This is a genomic window from Parafilimonas sp. (assembly GCF_051953455.1).
In the GTDB taxonomy this organism is placed as follows: domain Bacteria; phylum Bacteroidota; class Bacteroidia; order Chitinophagales; family Chitinophagaceae; genus Parafilimonas.
In genome coordinates this window covers 41267-63947 of record NZ_JBQCIT010000058.1, presented here as the reverse complement: position 1 = coordinate 63947, position 22681 = coordinate 41267, and the positions used below count along the sequence as shown (strand labels likewise).

The following is a 22681-nucleotide window of genomic DNA, read 5'->3' as shown; positions in this document are numbered from 1 at the left end:
CTAAATTTCAAAGAATGCTGATAGAAAATAAATCAATCGCTATTGTTGGCGGTGGCCCGGGTGGGTTAATGCTGGCAAGGCTTTTACAATTGAAGGGTGCAACCGTAAAAGTATATGAAAGGGATTATAATAAGAATGCCCGTTTGATAGGTTCGCCGCTTGATATGCATGAAGCATCAGGGTTGGCGGCTTTGCGCAAAGCGGATTTATTAAACGAGTTTAAAAAGAATTTTCATCCCGGCGCCGATAAAAAAGTTATAACAAATGAGCGAGCTGAAATATTTTTCAGTGATCACGAATCCAAACCCCATGAAAATTTTGGCAGTGAGTATTTTCGTCCTGAAATAGATCGTGCCCCGTTAAGAAATATGTTGCTGGAATCTTTACAACCAAAAACTATTGAGTGGGACAGTCATTTTATTTCAATGGAAAAGCAAAACGAAGGCTGGCTGCTGCATTTCAAAAACGGTTCATCAGCTTACGCAGATATTGTAATTGCTGCCGATGGCGCTAATTCTAAAATACGTCCATACATTACAAACATCAAACCTTTTTATTCGGGCATTATCATGCTTGAAATAAATATTAATGATGCAGCAAAAACGACTCCTCATATTTATGCCTTGCTAAATGGAGGAAAGGCAATGGCTTTCGGAAATTCAAAATGTATGCTGGGCGGCCAAAAGAGCAATGGCGATATAGGTTTTTATGCAAGCTTTAAAGCTGACGAAAACCGGGCTGTAAATAAGAGTTTGGATTATACTGATAAAACACAAATGCTGGAATGGTTTAAAACCACATATTCAGGCTGGAGCAGTATTTGGTACGAGTTGTTTGAAAATGCAGTCACGCCCTTTATTCCCCGGCCTGTTTATTGTGCGCCTTTAAATCAAAGCTGGCAAGCCCTTGCTAACTTAACCATGCTGGGCGATGCGGTACACGTAATGCCGCCATTTGCAGGGGAGGGTGCGAACATGGCGATGCTTGATGCTTTGGAGTTGAGCGAATGTTTAACGGATGATAAATACAATACTTTGGAGGAAGCCATTTCTTTTTATGAAATAAATATGCGTAAAAGAGCGGCAGTTGCAGCGCATGAATCGCTTGAAAATGGGGAACTGATGCACAGCGAAAAAGCATTAACCACAATGCTTGAATTCTTCAGCAGCCATTAGAAATAAAGTGTAGCAGGCTATGGGAAGTATGCCACAAAGCGCGAAGGCACAAAGCCATAATTTTAAGCATTATTTCTTCGTGCCTTCGTGGCAAAGTATTGTTACCAGGACAACAATCGCTTACTTTCCAAATTTTAACCAGTCAAGCGAGAACATATCATGATTAGGTTCCGTGTCTTTTTTGAAAACAAAATAAAGATCATGCATGCCGCCGGGATCTTTTATAGCGGTTGTAACCTGTTTATAATTCCGCCAGCTTCCTGTTGATTTATAATCAAGCGTGCTGATAACCGGCCCGGTTGGTGAATCAATATGTACTTCAAGCGTAGCATCAATGTTTTGAGAAGCGTAATTATAAGTAATGTTATTAATGCCTTTTAAATCTATGCCTTTAAAAACAAAATAAGATTTGTGATGTATGCTGCCTAAAATGTTGTCGCCGCGGTTAATATTCCGAACAACATCTGCATCTTCAGCCTGCAGCACAGCCGGCCTTAGCACAAGCTCTTTTGTTGCCGTTAACGGCACAATGCCATTACCAAGATCCGTATAGGATGCAGATAAAGCCCATGTGCCTTCTTTTGCGCCGGAAGGTTGTTTTAGTTCAACCGCACCAGTGGAAGCAAGACTATCTTTCGTTTGCTGTTGTTTTAAGGAAAGGATATATTTTACAATTGTGGTTGTATTATCCTTGCTTAACTGCGGATGCGCATTCATATAATGATTGCCCCATACACCTGCGCCTCCTGAAATTATCTTGCCCGCAAGACGTGGTATTTCAGCAGGCTTATTATAGTATTTTTCGGCAATGGCATTAAATGCAGGGCCCACAATCGTTTTATCAACGGTATGGCAGGCCTGGCAATCGCTGGTTTCCATCAGTATTTTTCCTGGCATTATCCACGCACCTTTACCCTGTGCTGTTTTATAAACGCCCGTTTCTCTGGGAATATATTTCAGTTGCACATTTATTCTTTTGGTATCAATACTTGCATCTTCTTTATCTTTTACATCTACGCTGTAATCAAGTTTTTCATCATCAAAATAAAACATGCTGTTGCCAGTTGTGTTAATGGTTACATCGGGCATGGTATTGCCTGCTTTAATTTCTATCGTGTCCATAGAGCTTAAGCCGGATGGGTCCGTTACTTTCAGCAACACATTGTAAACACCTTTATCTTTAAATGTATAGGTGGGATTGGCGTCTATTGAACCAACCTTGTTGCCTTCAAATGTCCATTCATATTTTAATTTATCATCTTCATCAAAATCGTAAGATTTACTGCTGCTGAACTTTACAGTAAGCGGTGCAAGGCCAATAGAATCATCTGTGCTTATCCTGGCAACCGGCGCACGGTTACCGCCATTATAATTTATACGAACCAGTCTTGCATCATCGTTATCCGCACCGTAAACAGAACCATATTCAAGCACATACATAATGCCCTCCGGTGTTATATCCATATCAATCGGCCTTCTGAAATCTCCTGTTAAAGGCATGAAAGGTTCCATGCGTTTATAGTTTTCATTTTCATCAAAACGCACGGCATAAACCCAGTTGCGCATCCAGTCCATTATAAACAAACAATCATCATAATATTCAGGAATGCTATTGGGTTTCGCTTTGGCTTTATCATAATGATAAAAATACCCGGCAATGGCTGTGCGCCCACCTTCGCCCAACTGCGGAAATGTATCATAGAAATTATAAGGATACCATATCATGGCGCTGGTTGGAGCAGGCAGTTTCTTTAAGCCAGTGTTGTTGGGAGAATTATTTTCAGGGCCTTTCACATCAAATAAAGGGCCTATAGCATGTGTTGCAAAATCTGAATCGTGATAAGCCCGATTGTTGGCTACAAAATAAGGCCAGCCATAATTACCTGCTTTTTTTGCCTGGTTAAATTCATCATAACCACGCGGGTCGTTTTTTGAATCTTCTCCGGCGTCAGGACCCACTTCACCCCAATACAAGGTTGAGGTTTTTTGATTAACGGCAATGCGGTAAGGATTGCGGCAACCCATCGTATATATCTCAGGCCTTGTGCCTGTTGTATCTTTTGCAAACAGGTTGCCATCAGGAATGGTATAGCTTCCGTCTGCCTCGGGATGTATGCGTAAAACTTTGCCGCGAAGGTCATTGGCGTTGGCAGCAGAACGTTGTGCATCATACGTTTTTCTGCCAGCCCTTTCATCTAAAGGTGCATAACCATTCGATTCAAAGGGAACCGTATTATCGCCGGTTGAAATAAACAGGTTTTTGTTTTTATCCCACGCCAGCGAGCCGCCGGTATGAGCGCTTACTTCGGGATCGATGGGAACCTGTATGATCACTTTTTCAGAAGTAAGATCAATGGAATCTTCTGTAATCATTTTAAAGCGTGCAATATTCTGGTGCGCAGGCAAAGAATCGGGTGAATAAAAGAAATAAACAAATTTATTGGTTGCGAAGTCAGGATCAATTGTCATACCCAGCAAACCATTGCCAAAGGCTTCTTTTGTATCTGGCAATACTTTAAATGTATGAATAAGTTTTGTTGTATTATCAGTGGGTTTATAAGCATAAAAATTACCTGACCTTTCTACAATATACACTATACCCGATGGTGTAACTGCTATTTCCATCGGTTCATTCAAATCGTTGCTGAGTATGGTTTTGGTGAACCTGTTTTCTTCCGGAGCTTTGGTAGCGTATGCTTTTGAATAGTCAAGCTTTGCCGTATCTGCGCCCATTGTATAGGAAAGCCCGTTGGCCAGGTGCTGTAAAAATAAAGGCTCGCTGAAACTTTCATCGGTGTGCCCGCCGCCGGTATAAAAAACACGGCCGCCGTCAAATTCATGGTACCAGGCAATAGGATGGTTTTTACCGTTTTCACCACCTTCATAACTATCTTCGTCTAACACAGCTACCACTTTAATGGCCGGGCTTATGCTTTTATAGTTATACCATTCATCAGTGCGCTCCCATTTTTCGGGAATACCTTTCATGGCAATAAAGCTTGTGTCTGTTACAACAATTGTTGCTTTGCGAACATTTGGATTTGAGGGATGGCTTTTAAAATAGGCGCCCACAAGATTATTATACCAGCCCCAGTTATACTCGGCATCCGCAGCCGCATGAATGCCCATAAAACCGCCACCCGCTTCCATATAACGCTGCAATGCTACCTGCTCATCGCTGTTCAGAATATTGCCTGTTGTACTTAAAAAAATAACGGTCTTATATTTTTTAAGATCGTTATCATTAAAATGTTTGCCGGTAGAATCAACATCCACACTAAAGTTTTTTTCTGCTGCAATTTTTTTAATGGCTTCAATGCCCGCAGCAATGGATGCATGGTGATAGCCCGTTGTTTTGGTAAAAAGTAAAACCCTTGTTTTGCTGCCTGTATTGCAACTTTGGTTAAACAGGAGGGTAGTCAATAAAGCAATTAATAATGCAAGCTTTTTCATAACTGTTGGGGAAAATTTTAACGGCTGAAAGATATTGATAAAATGAATGAAGATTTTATAAAATGATTTGTGCACAAAGCCACCGGTTCTTTCCCGCTGCAAAAATTTTGTACATTTCAGCCTCAAAACTATTTGTATGCCACATATTAATTTGCCTGAAGATTATCCCGGTGTTCGCAGTTTGTTTATGTACAGTCCGGCCACGGCAGCGCCTTTAAATAACCTTGTGCAGGTTTTATTGCATGACAAGCATACGTCAACCCTTACGCCGGGTGAACGCGAATTAATTGCTGCCTATACATCGAGCTTAAATGAATGTAAATATTGCGCCAATACACATGGCGCTATCGCTAAACATCACCTGGGTGGAAATGAAAATGTAGTGAAGGATATTCTTGCAAAAAATATTGATGTAACTGATGTGAGTGATAAAATGAAAGCCTTGCTGCGCATTGCGGCGAAAGTTCAGCAAAGCGGCAAAGCTGTTTCAGAAACAGAGATTGAAAACGCAAAGACTGCAGGCGCCACAGATAAAGAAATTCACGACACAGTTTTAATAACGGCTGTTTTTTGTATGTTTAACCGTTATGTGGACGGGCTTGCCACCTGGGCGCCAAACGATGACGCGGTATATGATGCAATTGGCAAACAGCGTGCAACAGAAGGTTATCTTACCAAACCGTTTACAGTTAAACAACCAGCATAAATATTTACTATGCCATATATTCCATTAAGCGAAAAACTGCCGGGCATTACCGGCCTGCTTGATTACAGGAAAGATACCGCCTTGCCCATAAGACAACTTACGCAAATTTTATTAAGAGGCGAATCTACGCTCTCAGAAGGTGAACGGGAATTGATTGCCACTGTTGTTTCGCAGGGCAATGAGTGTAAATTCTGCATGGCGGCGCATTCAGCCGCTGCAAACATTTTATTGAATGATGACCATATTGCTGAAAAAGTAAAAACAGATATTGACACAGCGCCCGTGAGCAACAAAATGAAAGCATTGCTAAAGATAGCCAGTGCTGTTGGCAGAAATGGCAGGCTTGTTACAGAACAAATGGTTGCTGCAGCAAGAGCGGAAGGGACAACGGATATGGAATTGCATGATACGGTTTTAATAGCAGCTTTATTCAGTTTATATAACAGGTATGTTGATGGACTTGCCAGCGTTACACCTGCTGACCCTGCTTTTTATAGCAGGCTTGGTAATATTTTGAAAGATAAGGGCTATTTGCCTTCGGAAAACAGGTATGCTGAACTATAAAAAAGCCGCCTGTTAACGGGCGGCTTTTGAAAACTTTTATTTTTCATCTGAAACGTCATAAGATTTAAGCGGGTGATAGAGCAGCTGGTTATCTTTAAACAATACTTCATTGCCTTCCATAAATTGTTTTTTATCATCCAAAAACCCGATGATGCAGGAAGGGCTCACTTCACCCTGTTTTATTTCAGGTTGTGGTTCATAACCAAGATTAGGAATGCGAAGGCTGTCTGTGGCTTCAATGCCTTTAAAATTTATTTTAATGAGGTATTTAAAAGTATATTTGGTTTCATACAGAGCCACATTAAACGTATCGGTTGTTTCCTCACTTTTTACTATTTCCTGGTAAGTTTTTACGGGTTCGGTGCTAACCGTTTCTCTTTCTGTTGTAACGACAGGTTTGTTATCGCAGGCTGCAAAAACGATAGCAGTGAAAGCAATAGCTACAGGTAATATTTTCTTTTTCATAAGATGGTAAAAATAAAAAAGGTTGCATAAAGCAACCTCTTTTATTCGTTAAAAAACAAGATTTTTTAAACTGCCCTGTTGGTAACTGGACAGCTTAAACTTCTATTTCTTTATAACCTTAGCTGTTATTTCTGTTTTATGTTTTTGAACAGACGCAGCATCTTTTGTATGGTATATCTGAGCCAGCGTGGGCGCAATTACCAGCGATACAATACTCATCAGTTTAATTAAGATATTCATGGAAGGGCCGGAGGTATCTTTAAAAGGATCACCCACTGTGTCGCCGGTTACAGATGCTTTATGTGGCTCACTCTTTTTGTAATAAGTTTCGCCATTTATTTCCACACCTTTTTCAAAAGATTTCTTTGCATTGTCCCATGCACCGCCGGCATTGTTCTGGAACATACCCATCAATACGCCGCTAACGGTGGCGCCTGCTAAAAATCCACCCAATGCTTCAGGGCCTAATAAGAAGCCAATAATAAGCGGAGAGATAATGGCGATAGCGCCGGGCAGCATCATTTTTTTAATGGAAGCGTTGGTAGAAATGGCCACGCATTTTTCATATTCCGGTTTACCTGTTCCTTCCATAATGCCGGGAATGGTCCTGAACTGCCTGCGCACTTCTTCTACCATTGCCATAGCTGCCTGTCCAACAGCACGTATGGCCAGCGAAGAAAAGATAAAGGGTATCATGCCGCCTACAAACAAAGAAGCTAATACATCAGCATGATAAATATCAATACCGGAAATGCCTGCAACACCAACAAAGGCAGCAAATAATGCTAAAGCTGTAAGTGCAGCAGAGGCAATGGCAAAACCTTTACCGGTGGCGGCGGTTGTATTACCCACAGCGTCCAGCACATCGGTTTTTTCACGCACATCTTTTGGCAGCTCACTCATTTCCGCAATACCCCCCGCATTATCAGCGATAGGCCCGAAAGCGTCTATTGCCAACTGCATGGCTGTAGTAGCCATCATACCGGCGGCGGCGATAGCAACGCCGTATAATCCTGCAAAAGCATAAGAACCGTAAATGCCGCCCGCCAGTACAAGGATAGGCAGTAACGTAGATTCCATACCAACTGCCAGACCGCCGATAACATTTGTTGCATGGCCTGTTGCCGACTGGCGGATAATGCTCATTACAGGGCGCTTACCCATTGCCGTATAATATTCGGTAATAATGCTCATTAGAGTGCCTACTGCAAGACCGGTGAAAATTGCGCCCAGTACACCATTGCTGGTAAATTCAAAACCACGCAGCTCCATTTGGTCGGGCAAAATATATTTTACAAGTATAAAGCTGGCGATGGCCGTAAGAATAATAGAACCCCAGTTACCCATATTCAGCGCTTTCTGCACATTGGATGTGTTGATGCCGGCAGTGTCGCTTACTTTAACGAATAAGGTGCCTATAATAGAAAAGATAACCCCGATGCCTGCAATGAGCATGGGTAAAAGAATAGGCGCCATATCACCGAAAGCCCCGGTTAAAATTCCGCCGCCCGGTGCGGTAACTTCCTGCCCTAATACAAGGGTAGCTAAAACGGTAGCTACATAAGAACCGAAAAGGTCAGCGCCCATGCCGGCAACATCGCCCACATTATCGCCCACATTGTCTGCAATGGTAGCCGGGTTACGCGGGTCATCTTCAGGAATGCCTGCTTCCACTTTTCCCACAAGGTCAGCGCCCACATCGGCAGCTTTGGTGTAAATACCGCCGCCCACACGTGCAAACAATGCAATAGATTCTGCACCGAGTGAAAAACCGGTAAGCACTTCTATGGTGCGGAACATTTCTTCTGAATTAACCGGTGCATCTGCAGCAAAAATTTGTTTTAAAACAAGAAATAAGCCGCTTAAACCCAGTACGGCAAGACCGGCAACGCCAAGCCCCATAACAGAACCGCCCGTAAAAGAAACTTTTAAGGCCTTGGATAAACTGGTTCTTGCTGCCTGGGCTGTACGCACATTAGCTTTTGTGGCTACTTTCATGCCTATATAACCTGCAGTGGCGCTGCATACCGCACCTATGACAAAGGCAAGGGCAATTGCCCAGTGCGAATGCGGGTTGCTGCTGGCCATTACGCCCAGCAACAAGGCTACGATCACAACAAAATATCCTAAAATTTTCCATTCAGCTTTTAAAAATGCCATAGCACCTTCGGCTATATAAGTACTGATCGTTTTCATGTGATCATTACCGGCATCCTGTTTACTTACCCAATTAAATTTTATAAATGTGTAAATCAGCCCGATTACACCCATAACCGGCACGAGGAGAAATAATGTTTCAGTCATAAAGCAAACCCGATTTTTTTGTGGCGGACAAAAATAGGGGAAAACGATAAATGTTAAGCAATAGTTATTTTGATGCAGTATTGTGTAAGCCGGAAGTGTGGGACTGAAGTAAAATACGCTTTGTTGAAATCGTTAATTGTATATTTTATTCTTCAGGATTACCTAATTGCCTGAAAAAATGCATCCACTTTTTTATTAAAATCTTCTTTGTGCTCCTGCAAGGTTGCATGGCCTGAATTGGGAACAATCCATAAAAGCGCTTTCGGAATATTCTGTGCAATTAATGCGGTGTGCTTTACCGGGATAAGGTCATGATCTCCGCCAATTATAAGCGCCGCACATTTTATTTGTTTTAAAGATGAAAGTGAAATATGCGGTTGTTTAAAATCAAGCATAAATAATTTCCAGTCGTTCTTCTCTTTTTGAGTGGTTCGTTTTTTATTGTAAGATGCCTTGTACTGGTTATTCATGTTTTTCCAGAAGGAGGGCATCAGCGCCGTTGAATCGGGCCAGAGATTTGCACCCGTTGCTGCGAGCTTTATTATTTTATTCTTATGCCTTATGGCGAGCAATAAAGCAGTGATACCGCCATCGCTCCAGCCTAAAATGTATGCTGATGTAATATGCAGCGTGTCGAGCAAAACAGCAAAATCATCGGCCATCATTTCAAAACTCAGGGAATCTTTTGTATCAATGGATTTACCCTGGCTGCGGCTGTCAACCGCAATTACTTTATATCTTTTAGCGAAATAAGGAATGTTGCTGCTGAATGACCTGATGCTCCCGCCATTGCCATGTATCATTAATAATGGCCGGCCGCTGCCATATATTTCGCAGTACATTTTTATGCCGCGGATGTTATAGTATTTTCCTGCCGCCGGGTTGTTGCCGTAATTCGCAGCTGCCTGGCCGTATATTGCAATCGTTGTAAAACAGCCAATAATCAAACTTAAAAATGTCTTTGATACCATGGACCGGGAGTATATGCAAAATAAATTAGCCTTTTGTAATTATGAAGTTTATTGAATTATTTATTTTATGGAAAACCGTATAATTTTAACGGCTAATGAAACAGGTGAATAAAAAAACATCAGACCCGGACATTATTAATGAAGCGCTCGAAGCCTGTATCCTGGCCTATCCTGTGTCATCGTTTGTTATCAGCATTTATCAGCAATATCAAAAAAGAGGAAGCCTTAGCAAAAAACAATTGCAGGGCTTGCACGGAAAAACCGCAGCCATAAAAGACTTTTCAACGGCAAAGCTTGCAACGCTTGAAGCGGTGATAAAGAAAATGCCCAACCGTTTTAAATCTGAACTGCCAGAACCGAAACCCTTATATGAAAAAGATAAAGTTGCGGGCGATATTATTGATGCGATACTCGCCAGATACCCACAGCACAAACGCGTTTTATTTCTTCAAACCAAATACAACAATAACCAGCCGCTCACACCTGTTGAAATTGATGAACTGAAAAGTTTTAAGCGGGCGCTGAAACTATAATTTTGACGCAGAGAAACACAGAGCATACAGGTTATAATATTTTCTATTCACTTCAATACATGCAACGATATTTTTAACTGTAAAAATTATTGGGCTTATAATACACCCGTTATAAATATTTATTCGCCTTCAACATAATATTTGTTTTTATAAGCTGTAATTTGCCGCATGTCTTTGTTCATCGCATCATTAAATTCTGGCAGTAACGGCAATTGTTATTATGTAGGCAATAACAATGAAGCTGTTTTAATTGATGCTGGCATTTCCTGCCGCGAAACGGAGAAAAGAATGAACAGGCTTGGCCTTTCCATGCAAAAAGTAAAAGCGGTTTTTATTTCGCATGAGCATGATGATCATATCAATGGCATTGAATCGCTGGCAAAAAAATATGCCTTACCGGTTTACATAACAGAAACCACTTTGCGCCATTGCCGGTTTAAGTTGCAACCTGAACTGGTTCGTCATTTTTGTTCCAATGAACGTATAAGCATCGGTGGCCTTACCATAAAAGCTTTTGCCAAATTGCACGATGCCTGCGACCCGCACAGCTTTATTATTCAGAATGATGAAGATGTATGTATAGGCGTATTTACAGACATTGGCAGGGTATGCGAGCAGGTTATCTATCATTTCAAACAGTGCAATGCCGTTTTTCTCGAAGCCAATTATGATGGCGATATGCTGGCTGCCGGCAGGTACCCGTGGTTTTTAAAGAAACGCATCAGCGGCGGCAACGGGCATTTATCCAACGCTGAAGCGCTTGAACTTTTTAATATGCACCGTCCCGGTAAGCTCACGCATCTTATTCTGTCGCATCTTTCCAGCAATAACAATACGCCGCAACTGGCGGAGCAAACTTTTTTGCAGCATGCAGGCGAAACAAAAATTGTGGTGGCAAGCCGTTATCATGAAACGGAAGTTTATCATATAAAAAATAATGCGACCGTAATAAAAGAAACATTTTATTTTAATCAAACTGCCGTTCAGTTAACCATGTTTAACTGATTATTTAAAGTATAAAATTCATAAAACAAAAAGGGCCGGTTAAGGCCCTTTGTTATTATTAATTCGTTCAGTTTTATTTAAATAATCCTTCCGGCAGTTTACCCTCTGCTGTTGGAAAATTTAATCCCAGTGCTTTTATAACAACCGATGTTATATCTCTTTCATTCATTTCATCAACAAACCCTTTGTTAACTGTTTTTCCAAACGCAATAAAACCGGCGCGTATATTTTTTGTATCGGGAAAGTAGCCGTGTGCACCGCTTGTTTTTATTGCTTTGATGGCGTCGCCATTTTCTGCATTGCCAAAAGAGGCGCCGTTTAAACCGCTGATAGCAAATTCAACTTCAGGATTGCCGGCAATGCTGTTTAATTGCTGCCTGCTAATAATACGTAAATATTGTTTGGCAGAATCGGGAAGATTGTTCAATATGGAATTTACCTTATCTAGTGTTGCTTTATCATTCCTGTTTTTAAGATATAAATAAGTTGATCCGCCAACAGATAAAAATCTTGCTTTCCAGCCGCCGTTTTTTAAATCGGTAATAAGTCCGGCTTCTTTTAACCATACATTCGGGTTTACAGATGTTGTCACCGTTTCAAAGCCATGATCACCGGTCACAATAAATAGTGTATTATCTGCAATACCCTTATCCTGTATAGCTTTCCATACAATGCCAACGGCGCTGTCGGCATCTGCAATAGCTTTTTCCACAAGTTCTCCTTCGCGGCCCTGCATGTGTTCAAAATGATCTACGGAAAAGAAATGCACCGTCATTAACTCCGGCGCCGCCTGTTTAATTACATAAGCTGCTATCTGTGCCACGTTGTGATCTATGCCGTAATTAATTTTTCCTGTGTCGTTAAAAACATCTTTTTGTAAGGTTTCAATAAAGCCTGCAGGTTGTGAGTAAGCAATACGGTTAGCTTCACCCATACTGCCATTATCAGGAATTAAATAATCAGCAGGCGCACCGGCAGATACTGGCCAGAACAAGGCTGCCACTTTTCCGCCTTTATTGTGCACAGCCTGCCATAAAGTGGGAACATGAATGGAAGTATAGTTCCAGTATATTTTACCTTTTATTGTATCAGGTTCAAACATGCCGTTGTAATAAATGCCATGCTTTGCAGGCTGCACACCGGTTACGATGGTTGTGTGCGAAGGATAGGTCATGGATGGAAAAACGCTGTTCACACCTTTGGCGTAAAAGCCTTGCTGCATCAGCATTTTAAGGTTAGGCGTGTGCCATTTATCTTCAAGATAAAAATCCGGGCGAAAGCCGTCGATGGTAATTAATACTACATGTTTTATTTGCTGTGCCTTACTGCTGCTTACTATTAATATTAAACAAACAATACTTAATATTTTTTTCATCTCATTTAATTTAAAAAGCACCAGCTTATAATGCTGGTGCTTCCTGGTCAATATAATTATTCCCATCCGGGGTTTTGCTTGAGGTCAGGATTTAACTGCAGGTCGTCAAAAGGAATGGGATAAAGATATTTATAATCTGCCCAAACCCTTGAAACATTATCAAGCCAGTGCAGTTCACCATAGGTGCCATGTTCCAGTGTTTGCGGCGGTTTGGATACATCGCGGTAGGTAACGCCATTAATGGGATCTGCCGGTGATGTTATGTAAAAACTTACATCCAATATCCCGTCTTCATTAAGGTCCATCGGCTTGTCAACAGAAGGTACATACATGCCATTCCATTTATCGGTCAACAGCTCTCCATGTTTCCAGCGTACCAGGTCATAGAAGCGAAAGCCTTCCAATGTCAGCTCTATACCGCGGTCGCGCCTTATTTCCATTATTACAGGATCTGATATATCGCTGTAATAATTATCATGCATATAAGGATCAAGCTCTGTTGGTAATGTTGCAGTGCCTGTGGTTATCCCGGCCCTTTGGCGCAGTGCACCAATAGTGGCGGCCCAGTCCGCATCGGTTATAGTGCCCAGTTCGGCTTTGGCTTCAGCATAATTCAACAGGATTTCTGCATAGCGCATTAAAGAAACCGAGTTGGTGTTATACGCGCCGGCGTCATAATACATATCGTCAAGGCACCATTTTATGGGCTGGTAACCTGTATATACATAAGAAAATACCGGCGGCCCCGGAATAACCGTTCCGTTGGTTACGCGTTTATAATCACCCATGCGGATGGTTTGCTGCAAACGCAGGTCACGGCTTTTAACTTCATTGGCAAATGTAACCGTATCATGGCCCGGAATGTCTGTAAACCTCGAACCGTCACGCATTAAATAAGTATTGATAAACTTGCGGATAAAACTAAACCTTGGACCATACGTGGAGCTTGTAAAATACCAGTTGGCATCGTTGTATTTAGCCAGCGATGTGCTGGTAACATCTGCCAGCATTATTTCACTGGCCACAGGCGCTGCGCTGATAAAAAGATTGCGGTAAGATAAACTATCACCGGCCATATTCAGGCGGTATATGTTTGCATCCATTACTGTTTTGGCGGCATCGGCGGCCTGCTGCAATAAACCATTTGCTGTATTTTCAAGCCCATAAGATGTTTGATATTTTCTAAATGTGCCTTCAAACAAACATACCCTCGATTTTAAACCATACACAACATATTTGGTAATAGTGCTTCTTGTTTCATCCTCTTCTTTTGTTATATGTGCTGCGGCAAAATCAAGATCGGCAATAATAGAATCTGTAATAAGCGTTCTTGCATCACGGCCGGCAAACAGGGCAGGATCATCTACTGCCAGTGGCTGGTTTATCCACGGCACATCGCCAAAGCGCTTCATCTTCTCAAAATAAAAATAAGCGCGGAAAAACCTGGCGATGCCCAGATAATTATCCCTTATTTCCTGCGGAATATTCTGGTTGGTACAATTCTCAATAAAATAATTGATGTTGCGCAAATCATTCCAGTTCCAGCCAGTGCCCTGCCTTGATGTATAGCCGCCTTCCCGCAAAAAATCGCTCACAGAACTGGTGGCGCCGTAATCAGACATATTACAATCTGTTCTGAAAGGCGTATTGATATCAGGCAATATATTATAGAACGAATTTGTATACAATTTCAATCCATCCTCGCTGCTGAATATAGCATCCCGGTCGGCAGTGCTTTCCGGTGTTTGATCAAGATTTTTTGTGCACGATGTAAATACTGCAGCAAGCATTAATACACTGCAAAACTGTTTGATATATTGATTCATTTTCATTGTAAGCTGTTTTAGAAAGTGACAGAAATACCTGCTGTAAAACTTTTTAATATCGGGTAGTTATTACCGTTGCCATTATTAGAGTTTCCGGTGAGAATAATATCTGATTTGCCAATGCTCTCCACATCTATATCGCGGGTAATTTTATACAGCGGGGAAGAAGACCAGAGGTTTTCTCCCGATAGGTAAACCCTTGCATCGGTGAGATGTATTTTTGAAAGCAGGCTTTTAGGCAATGAATATCCGATCTGCACATTCTTTAAGCGTATGTAACGCGCATTTTGCAGGTATTTGGTTTGCTTAACATTCAATTCCCTGCCGGTTCCCTGCGCCACATAACCCCTGTATCTCGGGAAGTAAGCGTTGGGATTTGATTCAGACCAGATTTTGTTAACCTGCGATTGGAAAATATAATTATAAGGCCTGTTGTACTGCCCCCAGAAAAGGTCTGCCTCACTGCCCGGCCACCAGTCCTGCTTGCCCACGCCCTGGAAGAAAATACTGAAAAAGAAATTGCTGTATTCCGCGCCGGCCGTAAAGCCATAGCTGTAACGCGGGGTGGAATTGCCTATTATGGAAAGATCACCCGGGTCGCTGAGTGTATTGGTGCCATTGTTTATCACGCCGTCGCCGTTAAGGTCTTTGAATTTTATATCGCCGGGTAAAAACTGGCCCGTACTGGAAGCTTTGATAAAAGACTGGGCGGCCGCAGCTTTATCCACATCAGCTGCCGTCCAGTAACCATCATTGGTATAGCCCCATATTTCGCCAAGTTTTTCACCTGCATAATGATCTGTCAGGTTGCCCTGGTCATTATTATAACTTAATATGGTGGCTGAATAATCCGACATCCAGAAACCAATATTATAGTGAAAAGGTTTGCTGCCGATATTGATGTTATCCTGCCAGCTTATGTTGGCTTCCCAACCTCTTGTTTTCATGTCGGCATAATTTCCCTTTGGTTCATCAGCACCAAATACAGCGGGCAATGTTTGGCTGGTCGTAAACATGTCTGTTGTTTTACGCTCATATATATCTGCCGTAAAATTTAGCCTGTTTGAAAGCATGCTGAGGTCAAGGCCAAGATCGGCTGTGGTTGAAGTTTCCCATGTTAATCCATCAGGTAAAACTGTCGGGGCGCTGGTATATTGCGGCAGCACGCCGTTTAAAACACGGGAGCTTTGATTAATCATTAGCTGCTCCTGGAATGCATAAGAATTGATGTTCCCGTTACCCAAAGAGCCATAAGAACCTCTTATTTTTAAATCGCTGATAAACTTAGGCGATACATGCCAGAAAGATTCTTTTGATACACGCCACCCGGCAGATATGGAAGGAAAGAATGCATAGCGCTGGTTTGACGGGAATTTTGATGAACCATCATAACGGCCATTTACTTCAACCAAATACCTGTCTTTATAAGAATAATTCACCCGGAAGAAACCGCCCAGTATGGCCCATTTTTCGTAAGCCGCACCTGTATTAATGCTTTGGCCTAAAGCCAGGTTAAGGTTATTGGCATCAGGGAAAATCAGCCCGTTTCTTTGTGTTACCGTACTGTTATATACTGATTGTTCATAGTTATATCCTATCAGCCCTTTCAGATAATGATCATTAAAGGTGTTTTCGTATTCAGCATAAAGATTGGCTGCATTGTAATCGGTGTTGCCTATGGTTTTGGTAATATCATTTGTTGTAGTGCCAACATAATTTATTACACCCGGCGCATTGCTGTATGGTACAGGCACTCTTTTCCTTGTTTGATCAGTATTGTTCTTTTGAAAAGTAAAATCGCCTTTAATACGTAAATGATTGCCGGCAACTTTGGCTACAAAGCCCGTTGTGTTTTTAAAGAACTCATCTAACAAATCAATACCATTCTTTCCATATACAAAATCGCCCACGGTATAAGCTGCAGAAAAGGTAAGTGTTCCGTCTGGATTGAATAACATGGAAGAGGGGTGGCCTTCATCAGCAAGGTTACGCCATATACCGCCGCCTTCACCCACGTTTAAAGGATTATGATACTTGCGCCTGTTATACATGGTGGTATTTGTAACCTGCAGCCAGGGCGTTAATTGTATTGAACCCTTTGCCGTGAAATTGTACATATCATAATCATCAGGGTTATAATTGAAAACGCCATCCTGGTTATAATACCGGCCCGTTATATAAAAGCTGGTTTTTCCACTGCTGCCCGAAACAGAAACATTCTGGTCCATTGCAAACGTGTTGTCTTTATACAACAGGTCATACCAGTCTGTGTTGCCATAATATACATAATTACCGTCGGGCCCAACTTCCACTTTCGGTAAGGAAGGGTCTGCATTTCTTTTGGCGTACTCTTCAATATAACCCTGTGAATATGGCTGTGTTTTATTGATGTTTTGCGGCGTTTGGGAATAATCATTCCATGCGCTCCAGGAAGAATCAAACATCAGTGCATATTGATAGCCGTTTGAAACAATATCCGGAACGGTGGTTGGACTTTTTAATGAATAATTGGAAGAATAAGTAACGCTTACCCTTTCTTTTGAAGGTGTTTTTGTTGTAATTAATACAACGCCATAAGCGGCGCGTGCACCATAAATAGCAGCCGACGATGCATCTTTCAATACACTCACGGAAGCAATGTCGTTTGGATTAAGCAGGCTTGGATCGCCCTGCACGCCATCAATCAATACTAAAGCATTACCGCCCTGGCCTATTGATGTGTTACCGCGGATATTGTAAGCTGCCGATGAGTAAGGTTTACCATCGGGCGGTATGAGATTAAGATTAGGCACCACGCCCTGCAGGCCCTGTGTAATGTTTGATAAAGAACGGTTCTTTAATACTTCGCCGGAAGTTTGCGCAACGGCGCCGGTTAAATTCTCTTTCTTTTGTGTGCCATAACCTACCACCACCACATCGTTTAACTGCGATGAAGACTGATCGGTTAACTGTGCATCAATAGTAACTGACTGGCCTGCATTAAGCTGATAGTTGCTCACTGTTTTGGTGGTATAACCAACATAAGAAAAGCTGAAAGTATAAGGCCCGCCGGCGGGCAGGCTTTTAAATTCATAATGTCCGAGGCTGTCTGTTATAATACCGGTAGAAAAGCCTGTACTTGCATTCTTTACGGTAACTGCGGCACCTGAGACCGGGCTGCCGTTTTCATTTTGAACAACGCCTGCAACAGCAGCGCTGGTTTGTTGTGCATTTATCGGGTTTGTAATTGCCAGCAGGCATATTACAAATGCACAAATAGCATGTAAGTTTTTCATCATAATGGTTCATTTGATTTTGGGCAATACAATACATGTCCGCTTTAGCGGCCGTTTATATATGGATAAAACAAGCAGGTACAGACAAAAGGTACTTTTCCAGAAAAGGATAAGCAAGCTACAAGTCTAAGCTGATGCTTACAAATTTTTTTGTCTTGAATATGATTGCTTTATAACCGTAAACCGCATGCTTGCATTGCTGTGTGATTTGCTGATTATGCTCTTTGTTTAAGCGGTGCGAAACTATTGATTTGACAGGCTTTGGTATATTACCAAATTGTAAATTCAATTGCGTGATTATAGCTTTAATAATATAGATAAAAGGGCTTAAAAATAAAAGGTGCACTTCAATTAAAGTACACCTTTTTAAACGCTTATCTCTTTAAATTTCTATTCTTCACGTTAGTAAAGAATAACAGGTTAATAGAGAATCACCGTTTGTAATTTATGTTCACAAAGCATGCCAACAATGGCACCAAACCAGTATTTTTATTTCTTTAAAATAAAATTTACAATGAGTTACTGCAGTTATGTGTCCGGGTTAAACAATGATAATGTTCACAAGCACTACCACGATAAAGAATACGGTTTCCCGCTTACAGATGATGACGATTTATTTGCCCGCCTTGTACTCGAAATTAACCAGGCTGGCTTAAGCTGGACAACCATACTGAATAAAAAGGATAATTTTTTTAAAGCTTATGATAATTTCAATGTAAAGAAGGTCGCAAAATATAATCAACAGAAAATAGATGCTTTGCTGAATGATGCAGGCATTATACGCAACCGTTTAAAAGTTAATGCGGCCATTGAAAATGCCAAAAAAATACTGGAGATACAAAAAGAACACGGCTCATTTAAAAAATGGCTTGACAAAAATCATCCGTTAACAAAAGAAGAATGGGTGAAGCTTTTTAAAAAACATTTCAGGTTTACCGGCGGTGAAATTGTAAATGAATTTTTAATGAGTGCCGGCTACCTGCCGGGTGCCCATACAGAAGATTGCCCTGTTTATAAAAAGATCATAAAGCTTAAACCCATGTGGCTGAATAAGCATGCGCAATTATGATTTGCATACATGGTTTAATGCTTGAGTAAAGCCTCCTGGTTTTAAAACGCTATAAAGTGTAGAGGTTAATTGTTTTTGATCGATTTATAAATGTTTAAATTTCAATGCAAACATTTCCTTTCTCAACATATTTAACCACCAATGCCGGCCTTGAACCGGAAGCTGTAGAAAATATCATAGCCAATCAAAAAAAACTGCACGTTGAAAAGGGGCAATTCCTTTTGCGCGAAGGTGAAATATGCAGGCAATTTTTTTATGTTGAAAAAGGCTTGCTGCGTTATTATTCAATAGATAAAAAAGGCAAAGAGCATATTATACAATTTGCCCCGGAAGGCTGGTTTGTAGGCGACAGGGAAAGCCAGTTTTTTAACAGGCCATCACAATTTTTTATACAAGCGCTTGAAGACAGTGATGTAGCGATGATTGATGAAGACCTGATTTGCACCATTTCAAAAGCCGATGAAACTTTTGGTGTATTCAGTAACCAGTTATTGCATAATCATATACGCCAGCTGCAGCACAGGATCAATATGTTGCTGAGCGCTACAGCGGAAGAACGTTATCTTGATTTTATAAAAATATATCCTGATATTTTACTCAGAGTGCCGCAAACGCTCGTGGCATCTTATCTCGGCATTACGCCGGAAAGTTTAAGCAGGGTGCGTAAAGACCTTGCTGCCAGGAATTTTAAGGGATAAGCCTGTGTTGTCAATTTTAACAGCCACGTAAACGGTGGCATTCCATAAAGCAAGCGGCTTGCTTTACCTTTGCGCAAATTTTTTACTATGAGTCTTGGATATTTTGCCTACCCGATGCCGGCCAATGAACCGGTTTATGGATATGCTGCCGGTTCAGCAGAAAGAAAACAGTTAAAAAAAATTTTAGCAGAACTGAAGAAAGAGGAAGCTGATATCCCGATGTATATAGGTGCAGCAGAAGTGCGTACCGGAAATAAAGTTGTCCTGCATCCGCCGCATGAAACTGCCCACACGCTGGGTTATTTTCATGAGGGTGATGAAAGCCATGTAAGGCAGGCCATTGATGCAGCGCTCGCTGCAAAGGCAAACTGGGCGGCAATGCCCTGGGAAGACAGGGCGCATATATTTTTGAAAGCTGCTGATCTTCTCGCCGGCAAATACCGTTACCATATAAACGGCACCACCATGCTTGGGCAAAGTAAAAATGCTTTCCAGGCAGAGATAGACAGCGCCTGCGAGCTCATAGATTTTTTACGGTTTAATGTACATTTTTTAAGCGAAATATATAAACAGCAGCCTAATTCTGCACCCGGCATGCATAACCGCATGGAATGGCGCCCGCTCGAAGGTTTTGTGCTGGCGGTAACGCCTTTTAATTTCACGGCTATTGCCGGCAATTTACCCACAAGCGCTGCTATGTGCGGCAATGTTGTAGTATGGAAACCGGCGCATACGCAAATATTCGCAGCGCAAATATTTATGCGTGTTTTAAAAGAAGCCGGTTTGCCCGACGGCGTTATCAATTTAATTTATGTTGATGGACCCGTGCTTGGCAATGTATGTTTCGCTCATCCTCATTTTGCCGGCGTGCATTTTACCGGCAGCACAGGTGTGTTCAATCAAATGTGGAAGACGATTGGTGAAAATGTTGGCAAATACAAAGCTTACCCACGCATCGTTGGCGAAACAGGCGGCAAAGATTTTGTGCTCGTGCATCAATCAGCTGATGTTGACGCAACCGTTACAGCATTGGCAAGGGGCGCATTTGAATTCCAGGGGCAGAAATGTTCTGCTGCATCAAGGGCATATCTTCCATCTAATATTGCAGGAGAAATAAAGGATAAATTGGTTGCAGCGCTTAAGACGATGAAGATGGGCAGCGTGGAAGATTTCACCAACTTTATCAATGCTGTTATTGATGAAAAAGCATTTGACCGGATTGCCCAATATATTGATGCGGCAAAGCAAAGCAGCGATGCCAAGATTATAGCAGGCGGCCACTACGATAAAAGCAAAGGTTATTTTATTGAGCCAACGGTTATCGAAACTTCAAATCCTAAATATGTTTCTTTATGTGAAGAAATATTTGGACCGGTGCTTACGGTTTATGTGTATGATGAAAATAAGTTTGAAGAAACTATTGAGCTTGTAAACACAACTTCGCCGTATGCACTTACGGGCAGCATTATTGCACAGGACAGGAATGCGATTGTATTAGCCACAGAAAAACTGAGACACGCCGCCGGTAACTTTTATATTAATGATAAACCAACCGGTGCGGTTGTTGGCCAGCAGCCTTTTGGCGGTGCGAGGGCAAGCGGCACCAACGATAAAGCAGGCAGCATGCTTAACCTTTACCGCTGGTTAAGTGCAAGAACCATCAAGGAAACGTTTAACCCGCCCACAGATTACCGTTATCCTTTTTTGCAGGCAGATTAAAATTTAAACACACTTTATATAAAAGCCTGGTGATTCAAAAATCGCCAGGCTTTTTTTATTATGTGATAACGGTCAGATGCTCAGAAGACCGCGTAATCCGTGTTTCATTTAGAAAGCGTCAGACCGGTAACCGGCGATGTTCTTTTTATTACTTAAACTGCTTCTTGAATCCTGCTGCAATCAATTTCACTTATATTGTACAAATTTTTTCATGGGCATGGCAACAGGTTTCACCCAGTTAATTATTTGCTTGATTGCAGGCATTGCTGTTATTGTTTTGCTCACTGCAAAATATCATATACATGCTTTCTTCGCCCTGCTTATAGCCTGCTTTGTTGTTGGCCTTGGCCTGCAAATGCCTTTTGAAGATATTATGAATGCTGTTAAAGATGGTTTTGGCAGCATCATGCGTTCACTTGGATTAATTATCGTTTTGGGTACAACGCTTGGCGTATTACTTGAACATACAGGCAGCACCAGGGTGATGGCCAATTTTATATTGAAGATGGTTGGTGAAAAAAATGCTTCGCTTGCATTAAGCCTTACGGGTTTTATTGTAGGCATGCCTATTTTTTGCGATTCAGGTTTTATTGTATTAAGCGGCATTAATAAATCTGTTGCCAGGCGCGCCGGTATTTCTGTTGTCATCACCAGCGTTGCTTTATCTACAGGCCTATATGCCGTGCATTGTTTAATACCGCCTCACCCCGGCGCCGCAAGTGCTGCCGGAATTATAAATGTTGATTTTGGCAGGCTGATATTAATCGGTATCATTGCTGCTTTGCCCGCCATGGTTGTTGGAAATATATGGGCAAGATTCGCCGGTAAGAAAACAAATTTTATTGAAGCCGAAGAAGAGATTGTTACGGCCGCAACTGCAAAACTGCCCTCGGTTATGCAGGCATTTTTACCGGTTGTTATCCCTATAATCCTGATAGCATTAAAATCTTTTTTTGCATTGGAAAAGAATGAAGCAAACATTGCACAAATCTTTTCCATTTTGGGCGAACCTGTAATAGCGCTTGCAACAGGCGTATTGCTGGCCTTCAATTGCAGCCGTGCATGGACGAAAACTATTATAAGCAAACAATTACAGGAAGCCGCTGAAAAAGCCGGCGGCATTCTTGTTATAATAGGCGCAGGCGGCGCTTTTGGTGCAGTGCTGGCGGCAACTAAGATTGGCGAACATTTCAGCAATGTGTTGCCATTGGGTTCGCTCGGAATTTTATTTCCTTTTTTAATTACGTTCATTCTTAAAACAGCACAGGGTTCATCAACGGTTGCAATTATAACTGCGGCTTCCATCGTGCAGCCTTTATTGCCTGCGCTCGGTTTGCAAAGTGATACAGGCAGGTTGCTTTGTGTATTGTCGATGGGTGCCGGTTCAATGATGATCTCTCATGCAAACGATGCTTATTTCTGGGTGATAGCCAAATTTAGCGGTATTGATATGAAATCCATGCTGAAGGTATATTCAACTGCAACTGCATTCATGGGTTTAATTACCTTGCTCACCATTTATATATTGTCGTTTATTATCTGA

The 22681-nt window shown here is 41.7% G+C and carries 16 protein-coding genes; 9 read left to right on the top strand and 7 right to left on the bottom strand.

The window, feature by feature from the left end; genetic code table 11:
- The first annotated feature begins 14 nt into the window (after positions 1 to 14).
- Positions 15 to 1175 (top strand): FAD-dependent oxidoreductase, encoded by a 1161-nt coding sequence (locus tag ACTHN6_RS20765; RefSeq protein ID WP_440437697.1) that lies wholly within the window; start codon positions 15 to 17, stop codon positions 1173 to 1175.
- Positions 1176 to 1295: 120 nt separating this feature from the next.
- Here ACTHN6_RS20765 and ACTHN6_RS20760 read toward each other — a convergent pair whose 3' ends face one another.
- Complete coding sequence (locus tag ACTHN6_RS20760) at positions 1296 to 4628, bottom strand: ThuA domain-containing protein (protein ID WP_440437696.1); 3333 nt, start codon at positions 4626 to 4628, stop codon at positions 1296 to 1298.
- 136 nt (positions 4629 to 4764) lie between these two features.
- Here ACTHN6_RS20760 and ACTHN6_RS20755 point away from each other — a divergent pair, with 136 nt between their 5' ends.
- Positions 4765 to 5334, top strand: coding sequence for a carboxymuconolactone decarboxylase family protein (locus ACTHN6_RS20755; protein WP_440437695.1), 570 nt, complete (start codon positions 4765 to 4767; stop codon positions 5332 to 5334).
- A gap of 9 nt (positions 5335 to 5343) precedes the next feature.
- A complete protein-coding gene (locus ACTHN6_RS20750) occupies positions 5344 to 5898 on the top strand; it encodes a carboxymuconolactone decarboxylase family protein (protein ID WP_440437694.1) in 555 nt (184 codons plus the stop codon).
- Between the two features lie 36 nt (positions 5899 to 5934).
- On the opposite strand, the gene ACTHN6_RS20745 is transcribed toward ACTHN6_RS20750, so the two are convergent.
- The 3 genes from ACTHN6_RS20745 to ACTHN6_RS20735 form a co-directional block, all read right to left on the bottom strand.
- Positions 5935 to 6363 carry a hypothetical protein gene (locus tag ACTHN6_RS20745; RefSeq protein WP_440437693.1) on the bottom strand — a complete coding sequence of 143 codons (429 nt, stop codon included), beginning with the start codon at positions 6361 to 6363 and terminating at the stop codon, positions 5935 to 5937.
- 102 nt (positions 6364 to 6465) lie between these two features.
- Positions 6466 to 8667, bottom strand: a complete 2202-nt coding sequence (locus ACTHN6_RS20740) for a sodium-translocating pyrophosphatase (protein ID WP_440437692.1) — start codon at positions 8665 to 8667, stop codon at positions 6466 to 6468.
- Positions 8668 to 8825: 158 nt separating this feature from the next.
- Positions 8826 to 9638, bottom strand: coding sequence for an alpha/beta fold hydrolase (locus ACTHN6_RS20735; protein ID WP_440437691.1), 813 nt, complete (start codon positions 9636 to 9638; stop codon positions 8826 to 8828).
- Positions 9639 to 9733: 95 nt separating this feature from the next.
- On the opposite strand from ACTHN6_RS20735, the gene ACTHN6_RS20730 reads away from it, so the two are divergent.
- Together ACTHN6_RS20730 and ACTHN6_RS20725 are read left to right on the top strand one after the other, a co-directional pair.
- Positions 9734 to 10171 (top strand): hypothetical protein, encoded by a 438-nt coding sequence (locus tag ACTHN6_RS20730; protein ID WP_440437690.1) that lies wholly within the window; start codon positions 9734 to 9736, stop codon positions 10169 to 10171.
- Between the two features lie 168 nt (positions 10172 to 10339).
- Positions 10340 to 11176, top strand: coding sequence for an MBL fold metallo-hydrolase (locus ACTHN6_RS20725; protein ID WP_440437689.1), 837 nt, complete (start codon positions 10340 to 10342; stop codon positions 11174 to 11176).
- A 73-nt stretch (positions 11177 to 11249) separates the two neighbouring features.
- On the opposite strand, the gene ACTHN6_RS20720 is transcribed toward ACTHN6_RS20725, so the two are convergent.
- From ACTHN6_RS20720 to ACTHN6_RS20710, 3 genes are read right to left on the bottom strand one after another with little or no spacing between them, the layout of a single operon-like run.
- A complete protein-coding gene (locus ACTHN6_RS20720; RefSeq protein ID WP_440437688.1) occupies positions 11250 to 12551 on the bottom strand; it encodes an alkaline phosphatase family protein in 1302 nt (433 codons plus the stop codon).
- Between the two features lie 56 nt (positions 12552 to 12607).
- Positions 12608 to 14383, bottom strand: coding sequence for a RagB/SusD family nutrient uptake outer membrane protein (locus ACTHN6_RS20715; RefSeq protein WP_440437687.1), 1776 nt, complete (start codon positions 14381 to 14383; stop codon positions 12608 to 12610).
- An 11-nt stretch (positions 14384 to 14394) separates the two neighbouring features.
- Complete coding sequence (locus ACTHN6_RS20710) at positions 14395 to 17655, bottom strand: SusC/RagA family TonB-linked outer membrane protein (RefSeq protein WP_440437686.1); 3261 nt, start codon at positions 17653 to 17655, stop codon at positions 14395 to 14397.
- 511 nt (positions 17656 to 18166) lie between these two features.
- On the opposite strand from ACTHN6_RS20710, the gene ACTHN6_RS20705 reads away from it, so the two are divergent.
- From ACTHN6_RS20705 to ACTHN6_RS20690, 4 genes are all read left to right on the top strand, one after another.
- Complete coding sequence (locus tag ACTHN6_RS20705) at positions 18167 to 18721, top strand: DNA-3-methyladenine glycosylase I (RefSeq protein ID WP_440437685.1); 555 nt, start codon at positions 18167 to 18169, stop codon at positions 18719 to 18721.
- A 104-nt stretch (positions 18722 to 18825) separates the two neighbouring features.
- Entirely contained in the window at positions 18826 to 19419 is a 594-nt protein-coding gene (locus ACTHN6_RS20700; protein ID WP_440437684.1) for a Crp/Fnr family transcriptional regulator, read from the top strand.
- 87 nt (positions 19420 to 19506) lie between these two features.
- Positions 19507 to 21138, top strand: coding sequence for an L-glutamate gamma-semialdehyde dehydrogenase (gene pruA / locus ACTHN6_RS20695; RefSeq protein WP_440437683.1), 1632 nt, complete (start codon positions 19507 to 19509; stop codon positions 21136 to 21138).
- A 217-nt stretch (positions 21139 to 21355) separates the two neighbouring features.
- Positions 21356 to 22681: a GntP family permease gene (locus tag ACTHN6_RS20690; RefSeq protein ID WP_440437682.1), complete on the top strand. Its 1326-nt coding sequence runs from the start codon at positions 21356 to 21358 to the stop codon at positions 22679 to 22681.